Raw genomic sequence first — 16295 nt, 5'->3', positions numbered from 1 at the left:
GCCGCCATGCCCTTGCCTTGACCGCATGTGGGCAGCAATGTTCGCACAAACAGTGCATTTCTGCAGAAGGCCAGACCAATGAGGCTCGAAAAAATGCGAGGTGCGCCCCTACAAAATCCATACAAGTCACATGGAGATGCCCGCCAACTTGACTTTTACTTGCGAGCAATGGATTCTTGCCCGACCCCATCGGCAGACCTCTTCCATACAACGACCAACACAAGAGTTTCCATGAACGACCATTCCGATTTGCCTGACGCCGCCGTCCCTCCTCCGTCTGCATCCAATGAGCCGGGCACCTTTGCCACCGCCCTGCGCGATTCTGCCGATCACCGTGCACCACAGGCGTTTTCCTTCAGCGGGCGCGGTTCCGAATATTTCCGTATCTGGATCGTCAACCTGCTGCTGTCCGTGGTGACGCTGGGCATCTATTCCGCCTGGGCCAAGGTGCGCCGACTGCGCTACTTCTACGACAACACCTCGGTGGCCGGGGCCAGCTTCGACTATCACGGCAATCCCGTGGCCATCCTCAAGGGACGCATCCTGGCCGTGGTATTGCTGGTGGCTTACCAGCTCGCCGGCTACATCAACATCCTGCTTGGCCTGATCGCCGCGCTGATCCTCATGTTGGCCAGCCCCTGGCTGATCTGGCGCAGCCTGCAATTCAAGCTCTACAACACCAGCTATCGCGGCATCCGCTTCGGTTTTCGCGGCAGCTTCGGCGGTGCCTTCAAGAACTTCCTGCTGTGGCCGATGATCGGCGTCTTCAGCGTGGGCCTGCTCATGCCGATGGCGGCACAGCGCTTCAAGCGCTTCCAGCACAATGAGACGCGCTTCGGCTCCACCCACTTCTCCTTCCATGGTTCAGTCGGCGCGTTCTACCTGGCCTACCTGGCCGGCATCGGTGGCTGGATCGCCGGCTCGGCGCTCATCGTCATCAGCTTTGGCGGCATGGCCTTGTTCCGGGCGATCGAGTCGGGCGCAGGTTCGATCCTGGTCTTCTCGCTCATGCTGCTGGCCCTCTACGTCTGGTCCTTCCTGATCATTCCGCTGTGGCTGACGCTGCTGCAGAACCTGGTCTGGAACAATACCCGCCTGGGTGAACATCGCTTCCAGAGCCGCATGCGCTGGGGCCGCACGGCCGTCATCCTGCTGACCAACGTGCTGGGCATTGCCGTGACGCTGGGCCTGTTCACGCCCTTCGCGCAGGTACGCATGATGCGCTATCGCATCGAGTCGGTTACCTTGCTGCCGGCAGGCAGCCTGGACGACTTCATCGCTTCCAGCGAATCGCCCGGCTCGGCGACCGGCGAGGGCCTGGGCGATCTGCTCGACTTCGACCTGTCGATGTAAGCCATGACAGTCTCGGCTTCCTATTACGATGGCAAGACCTCGAGACGCTACCTGGTCACGCTCACCGTCAGCGATGGCGTGGCCCAGGTACGCGGGGAGGTGGAGCGGGATTGCCCGATTGCCGGGTTGCACGTTTCCGAGCGCCTGAACCGCGCGGCGCGCAAGGTCAGCTTCCCCGATGGTGCCTATCTGGAGATCATCGATGGCGCGGCCTTCAGCGCCTTGCTGCGCGGGATCGGCCAGCGCGATTCACTGGTGGTGCGGCTGCAGCAGAGCTGGTTCCACGCACTGACGGCCTGCGCGATCCTGGTGGCGGTGGTGGTCCTGAGCTACCTCTATCTGCTGCCGCTGGCGGCCCAGGGCATCACCGCCATGCTGCCGGTGTCGGTGGATCGCCAGGTCGGACAGGACACGCTGGACTTCCTCGATAAGCGGGTGCTGTCACCCAGCCAGCTCGATACGCACCGTGCGCAGGCCATCACGGCGCGCTTTCGCGCCTTGACGACGCCGCTGCCGGATGCGCCCGATTACGAGATCGTGTTTCGCAAGAGCCGCATCGGGCCCAATGCCTTCGCCCTGCCCTCCGGGCAGATCGTGGTCACTGACGAGATCGTGCAGTTGCTGGACGATGATGATGCCCTCATGGGGGTATTGGCCCACGAACTGGGCCATGTGCACCGCCGCCACCTGATGCGGCGACTGATCCAGAGTTCGGCCATTGCCGCCATGGCCACCGCTCTGTTTGGCGATGTCTCGGCGGTGCTGGCCAACATCCCTACGGTGTTGCTGGATCTGAAGTATTCGCGCGACATCGAACGCGAGGCCGATGATTACGCCATTGCCATGTTCAAGGCCAATGGCCTGCCGCGTCAGAAGCTGGCGCTGGTGTTCGAGAAGCTGGGAGAGATGGACAAGGATGGCCAGGCCGCGCGTTATCTCTCCAGCCACCCGGCCAATGAGGAACGCATCGCACATATCCTCGGCTCGCGCTGAGGACCAAGGCCTGTTCCCATGAAATCTACGAGTAGATTCAACGTGACCAGGCCCTAAGGCCTGGCCTCTCCCGGGCTCTCGCCGCCCTCCACCAGTGCCTTGAGTGAGTCCAGCACCAGCCCGTTGCTGCGGATCCAGTCCTGCCCGCTGCGCTCACTGATGGCATCCTCCTGGTCCGGTGCGGACAGGTCGATGATCTCGCTCTCCAGGGCCTCGATCGACAGGGCCGTTGCAAACGCCTTGACCACAGGCCGGGTGAGATCCTTCTGGTTCTGGCGAATGACCAGCGCAGTACGGCCAGAACGCAGCTTGACGATGGACCCGACGGGATAGATGCCCAGCGTCTTGACGAAGGTCAGGAAGATGGGACGATCGAAGTGCCCCTGCCAGGTCGCCATGCGGGCCAGTGACTCGGCCGGATCCCAGGCGGACTTGTAGGTGCGATCGGAGGTGACAGCGTCGTACACGTCGCACACGGCGGCCATGCGCGAATACAGGCCGATCTGGTTGCCCTGCTGGCGCCCCGGGTAACCGGTGCCATCGACCTTTTCGTGATGATGCAGGCACACGTCGAGAACATAGTCCGGTACGTCGGCGAAGCCGCTCAGGTATTCATAACCCAGCGTGGGGTGGCGCTGGATGATACGAAATTCCTGGTCGGTCAGTTTGCCCGGCTTGTTCAGTACCTCCAGCGGAATAAAGGCCTTGCCCACGTCATGCAGGTAGCCGGACAGTCCGGCTTCCTTGCAGGCCGTGCTGTCCATGCCCAGGGTGCGCGCCAGAGCCACCATCATGGTACAGACGGCGATGGAGTGCAGGTAGGTGTATTCATCGGCGCGCTTGAGGCGGATGATGCTGAGCAGGGCGTTCGAATTGCGCGTGACCGAGGCGGCGATTTCCTCCACCAGGTCCTGGCATTTCTCGACATCCAGGGTCTTGCCCAGACGGGCCTGCCGGAACATCTGCCGGGTCGATTCCTTGGCACTCTCGTAAAGCCGCAAGGCTTCGTTGAGTTCATTGCGATACTCCTCCTCCGCAGTGACCGGCGCAGGCGGCGCAACGGCCACGTCCGCGATGGGCTGGTGAGCAATGACATCGCGCCCCAGTGACAGATCGATCCAGCAGAATTCGAAGCCGGCACTGCGCGCCCGGCTTACGTCGGCTGCGTGCTCGATCTTGAACTTGCTGCGCCAGAAGGGATGCTCGATCCATGAGCCATCGAAGCCGGAGAAATACATCCCCACGGCCAAGTCGTTGATGCTGATTTTTTTGAGTTGTGCCATCTGCATTTGAGAAAAGGTGCATTGCCGCGATGCTGCCTCGGGCTGTTGCGCGACTGTATTACATCTTCAGCGGCTTGATTAGCAGCAATTTTCTGACGACACCTATTAAAGAAAACACCTAATCTCAAACGATGCCACGACGGCACAGGGTGTCGGCTGCCACGGCAACAGGCAAGGGATGGCCCGACAGAAAAACAAAAACCCGGGGCGCTGGCGCGGCCCGGGTTGGCAGATGAAGCTGGCGCAGTGAGTGCGAACTCAGTGGCGCTGCTCGTCCTGCGACATGCTCGACAAACCCGAATAGAGGCTGCAGCAATGCGGCGCACCACGGTGCGATCCGGTGTCGAGCTCGCTGGAGTCGTTGAGAAAATCAACCAGCTTGCGATAGAGTTGTGCGAAGTAGCGCATGACTTACCCCCTTTCACTAATGACTGATGGCAGGTCCCGAAGGTTTTTCCGCCAGTGCCGGTCTGTCCATGGTCCTGATTCATACGGCCGGCACGAACCGTATAAATTGTTTATATTATTTATTCTATGTGCAGGACGGCCGGACGTCCATCAGGATTTCTCTGACATCGCTGTGGTTGTTGCGCGTAGTCATCACTTCAGCATCACCTACATGCCGTCCGCATGTGTCTGCAACCATCCCCGGAAAGCCGCCATGGCAGCGGTTTGCGGCCGTGACTTCAGGCGCGTGAGCCAGTAGGCACCCAATACGATGCGCTGCCCGAAGGGACAGAGCAGGCGCCCCTGCCGCAGTTCGCGCTCGAACATCAGTACCGGCAGCAAGGCCACTCCCGCCTCTTGCGCAGCGGCCTCGGCCAGCGCCAGCGAGGAATCAAATACGAAGCCGCGCAAGGGCGGGCAAGGCACACCGGCTGCCGCAAACCAGCGGCGCCACTCATCGCTGCGATAGGAGCGCAGCAAGGTCTCGGCCGCCAGGTCGGAGGGCGCGCGCAAGCGCGCGGCGATCTCGGGGGCACACATCGGGGCCAGCGGCGCTTCGAACAAACGTTCAGCCTCGGTGCCGTGCCACGCACCATCGCCAAAACGGATCGCGTAATCGAGCCCCTCCCCGGCCAGATCCACACGATTGTTGTTGGTGAGCAGGCGCAGATCCACGAAGGGATGCTGCTGCTGGAATTCACGCAGGCGCGGCATCAGCCAGCCCACGGCGAAAGTACCCACCACACCGACGGTGAGGACCTCGCGGCGGCGGCCATCTTCGAACTGGGCCAGCACGTCGGCAATGCGCCCGAAGGACTGCGCCACCACCGGCAGCAGCGCCAGCCCCTCATCGGTCAACGCCAATCCGCGCGGCAGACGACGAAACAGCGCCACGCCCAGACGCTGTTCCAGGTTCTTGACCTGCATGCTCACGGCGGTCTGGGTCACGCTCAATTCCTCGGCGGCGCGGGTGAAGGAGAGGTGGCGGGCCGAGACTTCGAAGGCACGCAGCGCATTGAGGGGCAGGTACATGGGATTTCCTGGCATCAGTTTTTCTTGGGCTTGCACCCAATTATCGTGAATTGTGAGCGCCACGACTACTGCCTATGATGCAGCCCTGTTGCCATCATTCATCGAGGAGAATCCATGTCTGGACGACGTCACTTCCTGTCCGTTGCCGCCCTGACCACGGCCGGCCTGATCAGCCGCAGCTGGGCGGCCGCACCACAAGTTGCAAGTAAAACTGTGGACTCATCCACACTCACCGATACCCTGTCGCGGCTGGAAGCCGACATCGGCGGCCGCCTGGGCGTTTCGCTGGTGGATACTGCCGGTGCTCGCCACTGGGGCTATCGTGCCGATGAGCGCTTCCCCATGTGCAGTACCTTCAAGTTCCTTGCGGCAGCCGCCGTGTTGCACCGCGTGGATCAGGGCAAGGAGCAGTTGAGCCGGCGCATCGTTTATCACCAGAAAGACCTGGTCCCCTACTCGCCCACGACGGGCAAGCACACCGGCGGCGCCGGCCTGTCGATGGCGCAGTTGTGCGAAGCGGCCATGACCCTCTCGGACAATACCGCCGCCAACCTCATGCTGGCCAGCATGGACGGTCCGGCCGGCCTGACGCGATTCGTGCGCACGTTGGGCGATGATCTCACCCGGCTGGATCGCAATGAGCCCACGCTCAACGAAGCCGTCCCTGGCGACCCTCGCGATACCACGACCCCGGCCGCGATGACCGCCGACCTGCGCCGGCTGCTGCTGGACGATGCGCTTGCTCCGGCCTCGCGCCAGCAGCTCACGCAGTGGCTGGTGGCCAACCGGACCGGCGACCAGCGTGTGCGCGCCGGCCTGCCGGCGCGCTGGAAGGTCGGCGACAAGACCGGTACCGGGCGCCTGGGCACGGCCAACGATGTGGGGGTGGTGTGGACCGACAAGGGCGCACCGCTGCTGTTTGCCGTCTACCTGACCGAAAACGCCGCCACCGATGCGCGGCGCGATGCGGTGCATGCGGAAGTGGGTCGCCTGATCGGCCAACTCATGCGCTGAGAAACGGCCAGCCCTTCAAGCGGCGAAGCTGAACGAGACCGCGCCGATGCCCTCGAGCGCCGCCGCCACCAGCCGCCCTCCCCGCGCCAGCTGCAGGCCGGTGCAGGAGCCGGTGGTGATGATCTGCCCGCCACGCCAGGGCTGGCCACGGCGCGCGCAATGCAGCGCCAACCAGCCCAGCATGGTCCACAGCTCGGCCGGATTGCCGCCGGTGGTACGGATGATTTCCTGGCCGTCGATGTGCAGGCCGGCCACGATCTGGCGCAACGAAAGCGTGGCAGGCAGCGGCTGGGCGGCACCGATGATGAGTGCGCCGTGGCTTTGCAGGTCGGCCATGCCGGCCCAGGGATTGGTACAGGGCGGATGTCCCAGGCGCGTCTCCACCACTTCGATGGCCGGCAGGATGGCATCGAAGACCGTGCGCAGCTCGGCTTCATCCGGCTCTTGCTCGCCGGGATCGTAATCGCGCCCGACCCGCAGGGCCAACTCCACTTCCAGTCCGCGCATGCGCCATTGCGGCCCGCGCAGTTCGCTTCCGGATGCCACGATGCCCGAAGCCGGCAGCGCTGCACAGCCGGGCAGGCTGCCATCACCCTTGCTGCCGACCTTCCAGCCGCCCACCGGACCCAGGCGCAGCAATTGCGCGTCCTGCACGGCATAGGCGGTCTCGGCATCACCCACGGCCAGGCGGCGCCAGTCCAGGGCCAGGCCACTGTGGCGGGCGTCGAGCAGAAGTTGGGTGGCGGCAGCGATGTGCATGCGGAAAATCTCCGGAACAGAAGGGAAGGCAGCGCGCATTGTACTGGCTGCCAGCGCACTCCGACCAGGATGCCGATAATGGCGGGAGCGCTTGACTTGGAGCGCACTCCAACTTCTAGACTGGCTGCCATGACAACTTCTCTCACCATTGCCCAGGCGTCCGAGGCCACTGGCCTGTCGGTGCATACCCTGCGCTACTACGAACGCATCGGCCTGCTCGACCCGGTGGAGCGGCGCGACAACCGCCATCGCCGCTACACCCAGGAAGACCTGAACTGGATCGCCTTCTTGAAAAAGCTCAAGGCCACCGGCCTGCCGGTACGCGCCATGCTGCGCTATGCCGAGCTACGCCGCATCGGCAATACGGTGGAAAGCGTCAGCCAGCGCCGTGCCATGCTGCAGGCGCATACGCTGTGCGTACAAGATACCCTGGCCGAGTTGCAGGAGAACCTGGCGGTCCTGCAGCACAAGCTGGCCCTGTATGACGACCTGGAGCAGCAAGTACGCGCTGCACTGCCCGCCTCTGCTGGCGACAAGGCCGCCGCTCCCCAACCCGAAAGGATGACACCATGACGCAACCCCACACCTCGCACCTGCCAGCGCAATCACCCGTCGGCACCCGCCGCCTGGGCAGCAACGGCCCGCTGGTCTCGGCCATCGGCCTGGGCTGCATGGGCATGAGCGATTTCTATGCGCAGCGCGACGACGCCGAATCCCTGACCACCATCGACCGCGCCCTCGAACTGGGCATCAACCTGCTCGACACGGCCGACATGTATGGCCCCTACACCAACGAAGAACTGATCGGCCGCGCCCTCCAAGGCCGCCGCGACAAGTTCTTCATCGCCACCAAGTTCGGCATCCGGCGCGATCCGGCCCATCCATCTGCACGCGGCGTGGATGGCAGCCCGGCCTATATCCGCCAGGCCGTGGAGGGCAGCCTCAAGCGCCTGGGCATCGAGACCATCGACCTCTACTACCAGCATCGCATCGATCCGAACACGCCCATCGAGACCACCATGGGTGCGCTGGCGGACCTGGTGCAGGCCGGCAAGATCCGCTACATCGGCTTGTCCGAAGCCTCCTCGGCCACTCTGGAGCGCGCCCACCGGGTACACCCGGTGACGGCCCTGCAGAGCGAATATTCCTTGTGGACGCGCGATCCTGAAACGGATGTGCTGGCCACCTGCCGCGCGCTGGGCATCGGCTTCGTGGCCTACAGTCCGCTGGGACGGGGCTTCCTGACCGGTGCGTTGCAGCGCTTCGAGGATCTGGCCGAGGATGATTTCCGCCGCACCAATCCGCGCTTCCAGGGCGAGAATTTCGCCCGCAACCTGCGGCTGGTGGCACAAGTGAAGGAAATGGCAACGCAGCACGGCTGCACACCGAGCCAGCTGGCACTGGCCTGGGTGATGGCGCAGGACCCGCACGTCGTGCCCATTCCCGGCACCAAGCGTCGCCGCTATCTGGAAGAAAACGCGGGCGCGTTTTCGGTGAAGCTTTCTTCCGAAGATCTGCAGGCGCTGGAGGCGGTCTTCCCGCGCGGCGCGGCCGCCGGCGAGCGTTACACCGAAGCCAGCATGCAGATGCTCAACCTCTGAAGGCTGAGGCGAGCGCCGCCCGCCGCCAGTCTCAGTGGTCGCTGCTGGCCGCCGGATGCAGAGCCAGCGGCACGAAGGTATTGGTGGCGGTATCGTGCGCCAGGATGGAGCCGGTCTCGATGTCGTAGACCCAGCCATGCAGTCCCAGGCGGCCCTGTGCCAGCGCCACCGCCACCGAAGGATGGGTGCGGATGTTGTTGAGCTGGGCGATCACGTTCTCGCGCACCATGCCATCGATGCGATCCTTCTCGGTCTCGTGGTGACGCGATTCATTGATCATCCGCGCGGCATCGGTATGGTGCAGCCAGTTGCGTACCGCCGGCATGTGGTCCAGGCAGGCACAGGTGGCCACCGCCGTCATGGCGCCACAATCGGAGTGACCGCAGATGACGATGTCCGACACCTTCAGCTGTGCCACAGCATACTCCACGGTCGCACTGACGCCGCCCGGCTCGGGGCCGAAGGAGGGCACGATGTTGCCGGCATTGCGGATGACGAACAGGTCGCCCGGTTCGCGCTGGGTCACCAGTTCGGGCACCATGCGGCTGTCGGAGCAGGAGATGAACAGCGCCTTGGGGGTCTGCCCGGTCGCCAGGCTCTTGAACAACTCTTTACGGGAAGGAAAGACATCCTGCTGGAAACGCAGGAAGCCATTGATGATGTCGCGCATGGGGGAATGGCCTTGATTCTCGATGAAGATGGACGCCCGGCGTCCGCGTGAGCCGGATCATATCATCGGCGCTTGCAGCGGCCGCGACGCACAATGATGAACGTCATCAGGAATAACGCCGTCTTGTTAAATTTGATCAAGATATCGCCAAATTACTACAGATTTTGCTCCTGTCCGCTGATAAAATTGCCGGATCGAAACTCGCTGGTGTGCAAGGCACGGGCGCTTTCGAGGTGTTTGAAGGGCAGTTGGGCTGCCCTTGTCGATATCAACAATTCGGGGAAACAACTATGTTCAGCAGGTATGTCACGACCGTGGCGGCAGTCGCCATGGCAACGGCGCTCGGGGGTTGCGCCACAGAGAATTCACGCAGTCTGCCGGTGGCCCAGGTGGCCAGCGCCAAGCAGGTGTACCAGGGGGCGCGCAGCCCGATCGCCGTCGGCAAGTTCGATAACCGCTCCAGCTATCTGCGCGGCATCTTCTCGGATGGCGTGGACCGTCTGGGCGGACAGGCCAAAACCATCCTGATCACCCATCTGCAGCAGAGCAACCGCTTCTCCGTGATGGACCGCGACAACATGGGCGAACTGGCCCAGGAAGCCAAGCTGAACAAGCAGACCCAGTCCCTCAAGGGCGCCAACTACGTGGTCACCGGTGATGTCACCGAGTTCGGCCGCAAGGAAACCGGCGATCGCCAGCTGTTTGGCATTCTCGGTCGTGGCAAGTCACAGGTGGCCTATGCCAAGGTCAACCTGAACATCGTGGACGTGAACACCTCGCAGGTGGTGTACTCGTCGCAGGGCGCAGGCGAATACAGCCTGGACAACCGCGAGATCATCGGCTTCGGCGGCACCGCCAGCTATGACTCCACGCTCAATGGCAAGGTACTCGACCTGGCCATCCGCGAAGCGGTGCAGAACCTGGTCACCGGCATCGATTCCGGCGCATGGAAGCCCTGACTCCCCAACACGAACGCAAGAGACCGACCATGATGAACAAGAAGCTCGCTGCCGGGTTCGCCCTCGGCCTGGCGCTGGCCCTCTCCGGCTGCGCCAAACACCAGCAGAAGTCCCTCTACGGCTGGGGCAATTATCAGGACCAGCTGTACGAACACTTCAAGACGGAAGGCAACGGCAATGAAGCCGAGATCGCCGCGCTGGAAGAAAACCTGCAGAAGATGCGCGCCAACAACGAGGCCGTGCCGCCGGGCTACCACGCCCACCTGGGCATGCTGTATGCCTCCATCGGCAAGGAAGACCAACTGGTCCAGGAACTGCAGACCGAAAAGGCGCTGTTCCCGGAATCGGCACCGTATATGGACTTCCTGATGCGCAACTACAAGAAGGGACTGAGCAAATGATGATCAACAAATTCAAGGCACTGGGCGCCCTGCTGCTGGTCCTGCTGGCCTCGGGCTGCGCCACCCACAAACAGCAACCGTATGACTACGCCGAGTTCAAGGCGGCGCGTCCGGCCTCGATCCTGGTGCTGCCACCGATGAACAGCTCTTCCGAAGTCATCGCTCCCTACGGCATGCTCGCGCAGGCCACGCTACCCCTGGCGGAATCGGGTTACTACGTGATCCCGGTCTCCCTGGCGGCGGAGACCTTCAAGCAGAACGGCCTGGCCAACGCCGCCGACATCCACGAGGTGCCGGTCAAGAAGCTGCATGACATCTTCGGTGCCGACGCTGCGCTGTACATCAACATCACCGACTACGGCACCTCCTACAAGGTGGTGCAGAGCGATACGGTGGTGGCCGCCGATGCCAAGCTGGTCGACCTGCGTTCGGGCAAGACGCTGTGGCAGGGCTCGGCCAGCGCCTCCAGCGCGGAGCAGCGCCAGAACCAGAACAATGGTCTGTTGGGCATGCTGATCTCGGCCGTGGTCAACCAGATCATCAGCACCACCACCGATGCCAGCTACAAGATGGCCAGCGTCACCAGCAACCGCCTGCTGCGCGCGGGCAGCACCAACGGACTGTTGTATGGTCCGCGTTCGCCGCAGTACCAGAAGGACTGAGTCCAAAGCCCCTCGCAGCGCTTGCGCAAGCAAGTCCTGCAGAGGGCAATGACGCCGCTGCGCAGCATCACCGCAGCGGCGTTTTTTACGTACGTAGCAGTCTCAAGCGGACGCCAGCTGATATTTGCGGATCTTGTCGTAAAGCGTCTTCTTCGGGATGCCCAGCCGCTCCGCGGCCTGCGCGACACTGCCCTCGCTCTCCCTGAGCGCCGTGGCGATCATCCCGGCCTCGAATTGCTCCACCTGTTCCGGCAGGGACAGCGTCAAGGACGCCGAGCCCCCCACGGCAGCGATCTGTTCCACTCCCAATACCCAGCGGTCGGCAAAGTTGCGCAGTTCGCGCACATTGCCCGGCCATTCGCGCTGCTGCCATTGCTGCATCTGCGCCGCCGTCCAGGCCGGTATCTCTCGCCGGTAGCGCATCGCGGCCGCCTGGCAGAAATGCGCCAGCAACAGCGGGATATCACTGCCACGCTGGTTCAAGGCCGGCAGGTCGATGGAAACCACGCCGATACGGTAATACAGGTCTTCACGGAACTGTCCCTCGGCGGAGAGCTTGAGCAGATCGACCTTGCTGGCCGCCACCACCCGGCAATCAATGGCCACGGACTCGTTGCCGCCCAAGCGTTCCAGGCGCCGCTCCTGCAGCACGCGCAAGAGCTTGACCTGCAACGCCAGCGGCATGCTCTCGATTTCATCGAGGAAGAGCGTGCCGCCATGCGCATATTCCAGCTTGCCGATGCGGCGCTTCTGGGCACCGGTGAAGGCCCCGGCCTCATGACCGAAGATCTCGCTCTCGAACACCGTTTCCGGCAAGGCCCCGCAGTTCAGCGCCACGAAGGGGCCCTTGCGGGCACTGGCGGCATGCAGCTGGCGCGCCACCACTTCCTTGCCGCTGCCGGTCTGGCCATTGATGAGCACATCCACATCGGCCGGACCGAGGCTGCGGATGAGCGTACGCACCCGCTCGATGGCAGGTGACTGGCCCACCAGCGGCGGCAGCTCCGGGTCGTGCGCCCAGGCCTCGCGCAGGCGGCGGTTTTCCAGGACCAGACTGCGCTTCTCTTGAGCGCGCAGGACGATCTCGAGCAGACTGTCCGAACCGAAGGGCTTCTCCACGAAGTCATAGGCCCCGGCACGCATGGCCTCCACCGCCATGCTGACATCGCCATGACCGGTCACGACGATCACCGGCAGGTCCGGATCGATCTGCATGACATGGGTCAGCACCTGCAAGCCGGACCAGCCAGGCAGGCGTACATCGGTCACCAGCACGCCCGGGAAATCGCGGGTCAGCAGCGGCAGGGCCTCTTCGGCGCTGGCGCAGGCGCTCACCGTAAAGCCCTCCAGCTCCAGTGCCTGGGCCGTGGCGCGGCGCACCGCCTGTTCATCTTCGATCAGCAGGGCGCTGGGGGCAGCGGCGTGTTTATCCATCAGATCCATTCTCCGTCTTCAGCAGGGGCAGGCGCACCACGAATTCCGCGCCGCCTTGTTCATGATTATGCGCACTCAGTTGACCGTTCATGGCCTGCACGATGGAGGACGAAATCGCCAGTCCCAAGCCCAGCCCCTTGCTCGACGACTTGGTCGTGAAGAAGGGCTCGAACAGATGCGGCACGACCTCGTCGGCAATGCCCGCGCCGGAATCGCGAATGCGCAGCACTGCCTGCTGGCGTGCCGTATCGACCTCCAGCATCACGCAGACACACTTGCGGGGCGCCTCCTCGACCGCATCGAGGGCATTGCGCAAGAGATTGACGATGACCTGCTCGGTGCGCACCGCGTCTCCGGTCACCTGCACGGTCAGCGGCATGTCGATGCGGGTTTCCACTTCCTGCTTCTGGAAGTCGCTGGAAAGCAGCCGTACCGAGGTCTCCACGGCCTGGCGCAGGTCGACCACCGCCACGGCCTGGCCGCTCTTGCGCGCAAACCCCTTCAACTGGCCGATGATCTTGCCCATGCTGGCACTGGCATGGCTGATGTGTTCCAGGTTCTCGGCCACCTGGGCGGTCTGACCCCGCGCCAGGAATTTCACCGAGTTGTCGGCAAAGGCTCGGATGGCCGCCAAAGGCTGGTTCAGTTCATGCGTCATGCCCGCCGCCATCTGGCCCAGCATGGCCAGCTTGCCGGCCTGCACCAGCTCGTCCTGGGTAGTGCGCAACAGGCTCTCGGTCTGCTGCAGCTTGGCGTACTTGGCCGCGATGGCCTGGTTGGCCGCGGTCAGTTCCCCGGTACGCTGGGCGATCTTCTGGTCCAGTTCCTCGGCAGCACGGCGCAGGGCGTTGCGCGAGGCCAGTCGTTCCTGCAAGCGGCGCCGGTGCTGGTACCAGGCCAAGAGCGAGATGGCCAGCGCCAGCATCAACAGTGCCGCCGCCATGGTCGACTGCATCGCGGAACGCTGCATGCGTGCCTTTGACGGAAACAACATCAACTTCCATCCCAGCCGCCCCACCGGGCGCGACACGTGCATGCCGAATCCGCGCTGCAAGGCCGGCGGCAGGGTCGTCACCGGCGTGATAGGCAGGTCCGCATACTGGTGGGTGCCCTCCAGCTCGCGCTGTACCGGCGCGCCCAGGGCTTGCAGGCTGTGATACTTCCATTCGGGACGATTGCTCAGAAACACCACACCACCGGCATCGGTGAGCGTGATCGGATCATTGCTGCTGCGCCAGGTATGCTCAAACTCCGCCAGGTCCACCTTGACCACCATCACGCCGATGGGCAGGTCGCCCTCGGCCTGATCCTGGCGCCGAAAGATCGGCTGGGCGATGAAGTAGCCCGGCTCGCTGGAAATGTTGCCGATACCATAGAAGCGCCCTGCCCGCCCCTGGATGGCTTCGCGGAAGTAGGGGCGGAAACCGAAGTCGCGCCCGACATAGCTGAATTCCTCATCCCAGTTGCTGGAGGCCAGCGTCACGCCGTGACGGTTGAGCATGAAGATATTGACCGCACGCGACTGTTGCTGGATGGTCTTGAAGGCACGATTGAGGCGGTCCACCGAGAACGCATCCTCGGGATGCTGCAAGACCTGGCGCACATCGGACTGGAAGCCCAGCGCAAAGGGCAAGGCTTCATATTTCTGCAGGATCGATTCCAGATCCAGCGCGGCAATCTGCAACTGCGCGGCGGCCAGGGCCTGCTGGTCGCTCTCGGCCCGGCCCAGCGCCACGCGATAGGTCAACCCGCAGACCAGCAGGGTGGCCGCCAGGAACAGAGTCAGGATCAGCAGGTTTCGTCGTGCGCGCATGAAGAGAACGGAAGAAAACAGCGCGGCGCCCCGCAGGGCGCCGCGTTGAAGGCATCATCATAACGCGCCGCGCGCCACCGCAGGCAGTGGCGCAACGGCGGGCACGATCAGGCCGGCTTGTGCAGCTTGCCGGCAGCGGCAGCGGCGTCGCCGTGCTCGTCGTCCGGGTTCATGGAGACATCGCCCTTGAGGTGACCGTCACGTTGCGGATCCGGCATGCGCAGGCTGATGATCAGCGCCACCAGGCACAGTGCACTGACGTACCAGTAGAAGGCCGATTCCACCCCCGCCGACTTCAGCGACAGCGCCACGAATTCGGCCGAACCGCCGAAGATGGCATTGCCCACCGCATAAGACAGGCCCACGCCCAGGGCGCGCACTTCCGGCGGGAACATCTCGGCCTTGATCAGGCCGCTGATGGAGGTGTAGAAGCTGACGATGGTCAGCGCCAGAATCGCCAGCGCCATGGCCACGCCGGGGCTGCTGACGTCTTTCAGGAAGTGCAGGATGGGGAAGGTACCGATCATGCCGAAGAAGGCGAAGCACAGCATGGAGTTGCGGCGGCCGATCTTGTCGGAGAGGGCACCGAAGATCGGTTGCAGGATCATGTAGACGAACAGCGCGCCGGTCATGACACCATTGGCCATCTTCGGATCCATGCCGGCGGTGTTGACCAGATACTTCTGCATGTAGGTGGTGAAGGTGTAGAACATCAGCGAGCCGCCGGCGGTGAAGCCCACCACGTTCAGGAAGGCGCGCTTGTGCTGCAGCAAGCCCTTGAGGGTACCGGCTTCCTTCTTCTTGCGGGCACCGGCCGAAGAGGTCTCGGCCAGCGAGCTGCGCAGATACATCGCCACCAGCGCACCGACCGCGCCCAGCACGAAGGGAATGCGCCAGCCCCAGGCCATCAGCTCGGCCTTGGTCAGCCACTGCTGCATGGCGAACAGCACCAGCACGGCCAGCAGCTGGCCACCGATGAGCGTCACGTACTGGAAGGAGGCGAAGAAGCCACGGCGGCCATTGGGCGCCACTTCACTCATGTAGGTCGCCGAGGTGCCATATTCACCGCCCACCGACAGGCCCTGGAACAGGCGCGCCAAGAGCAGCAGCGCCGGCGCCCAGGCACCGATGGTGGCATAGGTCGGCAGGACGGCCACGGCCAGCGAGCCGCCGCACATCATCAGCACCGAGATCAGCATGGAGGTCTTGCGGCCATGCTTGTCGGCGATGCGACCGAACAGCCAGCCGCCGATGGGACGCATCAGGAAACCGGCCGCGAACACGCCGGCGGTATTGAGCAACTGGGTGGTCGGATCGCCCTTGGGGAAGAAGGCCGGTGCGAAATAGATCGCACAGAAGGAATAGACGTAGAAGTCGAACCATTCCACCAGGTTGCCGGAAGAGGCGCCGAGGATGGCGAAGATGCGCTTGCGGTATTCAGCAGCGCTCAAGGGCGTGGTTTGCGCATGGCTTTGCGGGGTGACACTCATGGATATCTCCTGTGATGGCCACAGTCCGGTCCGGCGGACAGGACCTGCGGCGGGTCATCTTGCTTTGATGGAACCGGAACAAGGCATAACGCAGAGGCCAGCAGGACCAGGCGCGTGAAGACGATGCAGAGAGCGCATCAGGTGTCTGTCTCCGTGTTTGCTTTTTTGTTTTGAGCTTCATATTGCAGGCTTCGTGCCAGCATGAAAAACACGGCAAAAAAATCGCAAGCCATTGATTTCAAACGATTTTATTTAATCCAATCCAAACAGCTCCGCAAACCCGGTGCGGATTCCCGGAATGCTGCTGCGCGACATGTGCGGAAATCCATCCAAACCATCGGCTGGTGCCACGCTCGCCCGGGCCCAATGAAAAGCGGGGGGGGG

The 16295-nt window shown here is 63.3% G+C and carries 17 protein-coding genes; 9 read left to right on the top strand and 8 right to left on the bottom strand.

Features of this window, described 5'->3' with window-relative positions; genetic code table 11:
• Positions 1 to 231: 231 nt before the first annotated feature.
• Positions 232 to 1353, top strand: a complete 1122-nt coding sequence (locus tag ACODSZ_RS14670; protein ID WP_488927891.1) for a YjgN family protein — start codon at positions 232 to 234, stop codon at positions 1351 to 1353.
• 3 nt (positions 1354 to 1356) lie between these two features.
• Positions 1357 to 2346: a M48 family metallopeptidase gene (locus ACODSZ_RS14665; protein ID WP_488927890.1), complete on the top strand. Its 990-nt coding sequence runs from the start codon at positions 1357 to 1359 to the stop codon at positions 2344 to 2346.
• A gap of 53 nt (positions 2347 to 2399) precedes the next feature.
• Here ACODSZ_RS14665 and ACODSZ_RS14660 read toward each other — a convergent pair whose 3' ends face one another.
• From ACODSZ_RS14660 to ACODSZ_RS14650, 3 genes are all read right to left on the bottom strand, one after another.
• Entirely contained in the window at positions 2400 to 3629 is a 1230-nt protein-coding gene (locus ACODSZ_RS14660; protein WP_488927889.1) for a cyclic di-GMP phosphodiesterase, read from the bottom strand.
• Positions 3630 to 3887: 258 nt separating this feature from the next.
• Positions 3888 to 4037, bottom strand: coding sequence for a hypothetical protein (locus tag ACODSZ_RS14655; RefSeq protein WP_008330992.1), 150 nt, complete (start codon positions 4035 to 4037; stop codon positions 3888 to 3890).
• Between the two features lie 207 nt (positions 4038 to 4244).
• Positions 4245 to 5108, bottom strand: a complete 864-nt coding sequence (locus tag ACODSZ_RS14650; RefSeq protein ID WP_488927888.1) for a LysR family transcriptional regulator — start codon at positions 5106 to 5108, stop codon at positions 4245 to 4247.
• A 114-nt stretch (positions 5109 to 5222) separates the two neighbouring features.
• Between ACODSZ_RS14650 and bla the strand changes: the two genes are divergently transcribed.
• Positions 5223 to 6122, top strand: coding sequence for a class A beta-lactamase (gene bla / locus ACODSZ_RS14645; protein ID WP_488927887.1), 900 nt, complete (start codon positions 5223 to 5225; stop codon positions 6120 to 6122).
• Positions 6123 to 6137: 15 nt separating this feature from the next.
• Here bla and ACODSZ_RS14640 read toward each other — a convergent pair whose 3' ends face one another.
• Positions 6138 to 6881 (bottom strand): hydratase, encoded by a 744-nt coding sequence (locus ACODSZ_RS14640; RefSeq protein ID WP_488927886.1) that lies wholly within the window; start codon positions 6879 to 6881, stop codon positions 6138 to 6140.
• Positions 6882 to 7010: 129 nt separating this feature from the next.
• On the opposite strand from ACODSZ_RS14640, the gene ACODSZ_RS14635 reads away from it, so the two are divergent.
• Together ACODSZ_RS14635 and ACODSZ_RS14630 are read left to right on the top strand one after the other, a co-directional pair.
• Entirely contained in the window at positions 7011 to 7454 is a 444-nt protein-coding gene (locus ACODSZ_RS14635; RefSeq protein ID WP_175343348.1) for a MerR family transcriptional regulator, read from the top strand.
• Positions 7451 to 8482 (top strand): aldo/keto reductase, encoded by a 1032-nt coding sequence (locus ACODSZ_RS14630; RefSeq protein ID WP_488927885.1) that lies wholly within the window; start codon positions 7451 to 7453, stop codon positions 8480 to 8482. Before ACODSZ_RS14635 ends, ACODSZ_RS14630 begins: the two co-directional genes overlap by 4 nt.
• A gap of 31 nt (positions 8483 to 8513) precedes the next feature.
• On the opposite strand, the gene ACODSZ_RS14625 is transcribed toward ACODSZ_RS14630, so the two are convergent.
• Positions 8514 to 9152 (bottom strand): carbonic anhydrase, encoded by a 639-nt coding sequence (locus ACODSZ_RS14625; protein WP_008330998.1) that lies wholly within the window; start codon positions 9150 to 9152, stop codon positions 8514 to 8516.
• Between the two features lie 290 nt (positions 9153 to 9442).
• Between ACODSZ_RS14625 and ACODSZ_RS14620 the strand changes: the two genes are divergently transcribed.
• From ACODSZ_RS14620 to ACODSZ_RS14610, 3 genes are read left to right on the top strand one after another with little or no spacing between them, the layout of a single operon-like run.
• Positions 9443 to 10111: a CsgG/HfaB family protein gene (locus ACODSZ_RS14620; RefSeq protein WP_008331000.1), complete on the top strand. Its 669-nt coding sequence runs from the start codon at positions 9443 to 9445 to the stop codon at positions 10109 to 10111.
• Between the two features lie 29 nt (positions 10112 to 10140).
• Complete coding sequence (locus tag ACODSZ_RS14615; protein WP_008331002.1) at positions 10141 to 10512, top strand: DUF4810 domain-containing protein; 372 nt, start codon at positions 10141 to 10143, stop codon at positions 10510 to 10512.
• Positions 10509 to 11174, top strand: a complete 666-nt coding sequence (locus tag ACODSZ_RS14610; protein WP_034350810.1) for a DUF799 domain-containing protein — start codon at positions 10509 to 10511, stop codon at positions 11172 to 11174. The genes ACODSZ_RS14615 and ACODSZ_RS14610 overlap by 4 nt, the downstream gene beginning before the upstream one ends.
• 102 nt (positions 11175 to 11276) lie before the next feature.
• Here ACODSZ_RS14610 and ACODSZ_RS14605 read toward each other — a convergent pair whose 3' ends face one another.
• The 3 genes from ACODSZ_RS14605 to ACODSZ_RS14595 form a co-directional block, all read right to left on the bottom strand.
• On the bottom strand, positions 11277 to 12608 hold the full coding sequence (locus ACODSZ_RS14605; protein ID WP_488927884.1) for a sigma-54-dependent transcriptional regulator: 1332 nt from the start codon (positions 12606 to 12608) through the stop codon (positions 11277 to 11279).
• Entirely contained in the window at positions 12601 to 14421 is a 1821-nt protein-coding gene (locus ACODSZ_RS14600) for a sensor histidine kinase (protein ID WP_488927883.1), read from the bottom strand. Before ACODSZ_RS14600 ends, ACODSZ_RS14605 begins: the two co-directional genes overlap by 8 nt.
• A 107-nt stretch (positions 14422 to 14528) precedes the next feature.
• Positions 14529 to 15911 (bottom strand): MFS family transporter, encoded by a 1383-nt coding sequence (locus tag ACODSZ_RS14595; protein ID WP_008331010.1) that lies wholly within the window; start codon positions 15909 to 15911, stop codon positions 14529 to 14531.
• A 201-nt stretch (positions 15912 to 16112) separates the two neighbouring features.
• Between ACODSZ_RS14595 and ACODSZ_RS14590 the strand changes: the two genes are divergently transcribed.
• A partial coding sequence (locus ACODSZ_RS14590; protein WP_488927882.1) for a hypothetical protein occupies positions 16113 to 16295 on the top strand: 183 nt, incomplete at its 3' end.

Source organism: Herbaspirillum sp. FG34, assembly GCF_057809315.1.
The sequence above is the reverse complement of the archived record's forward strand: the minus strand, read 5'-3'. Positions and strand labels throughout refer to the sequence as shown.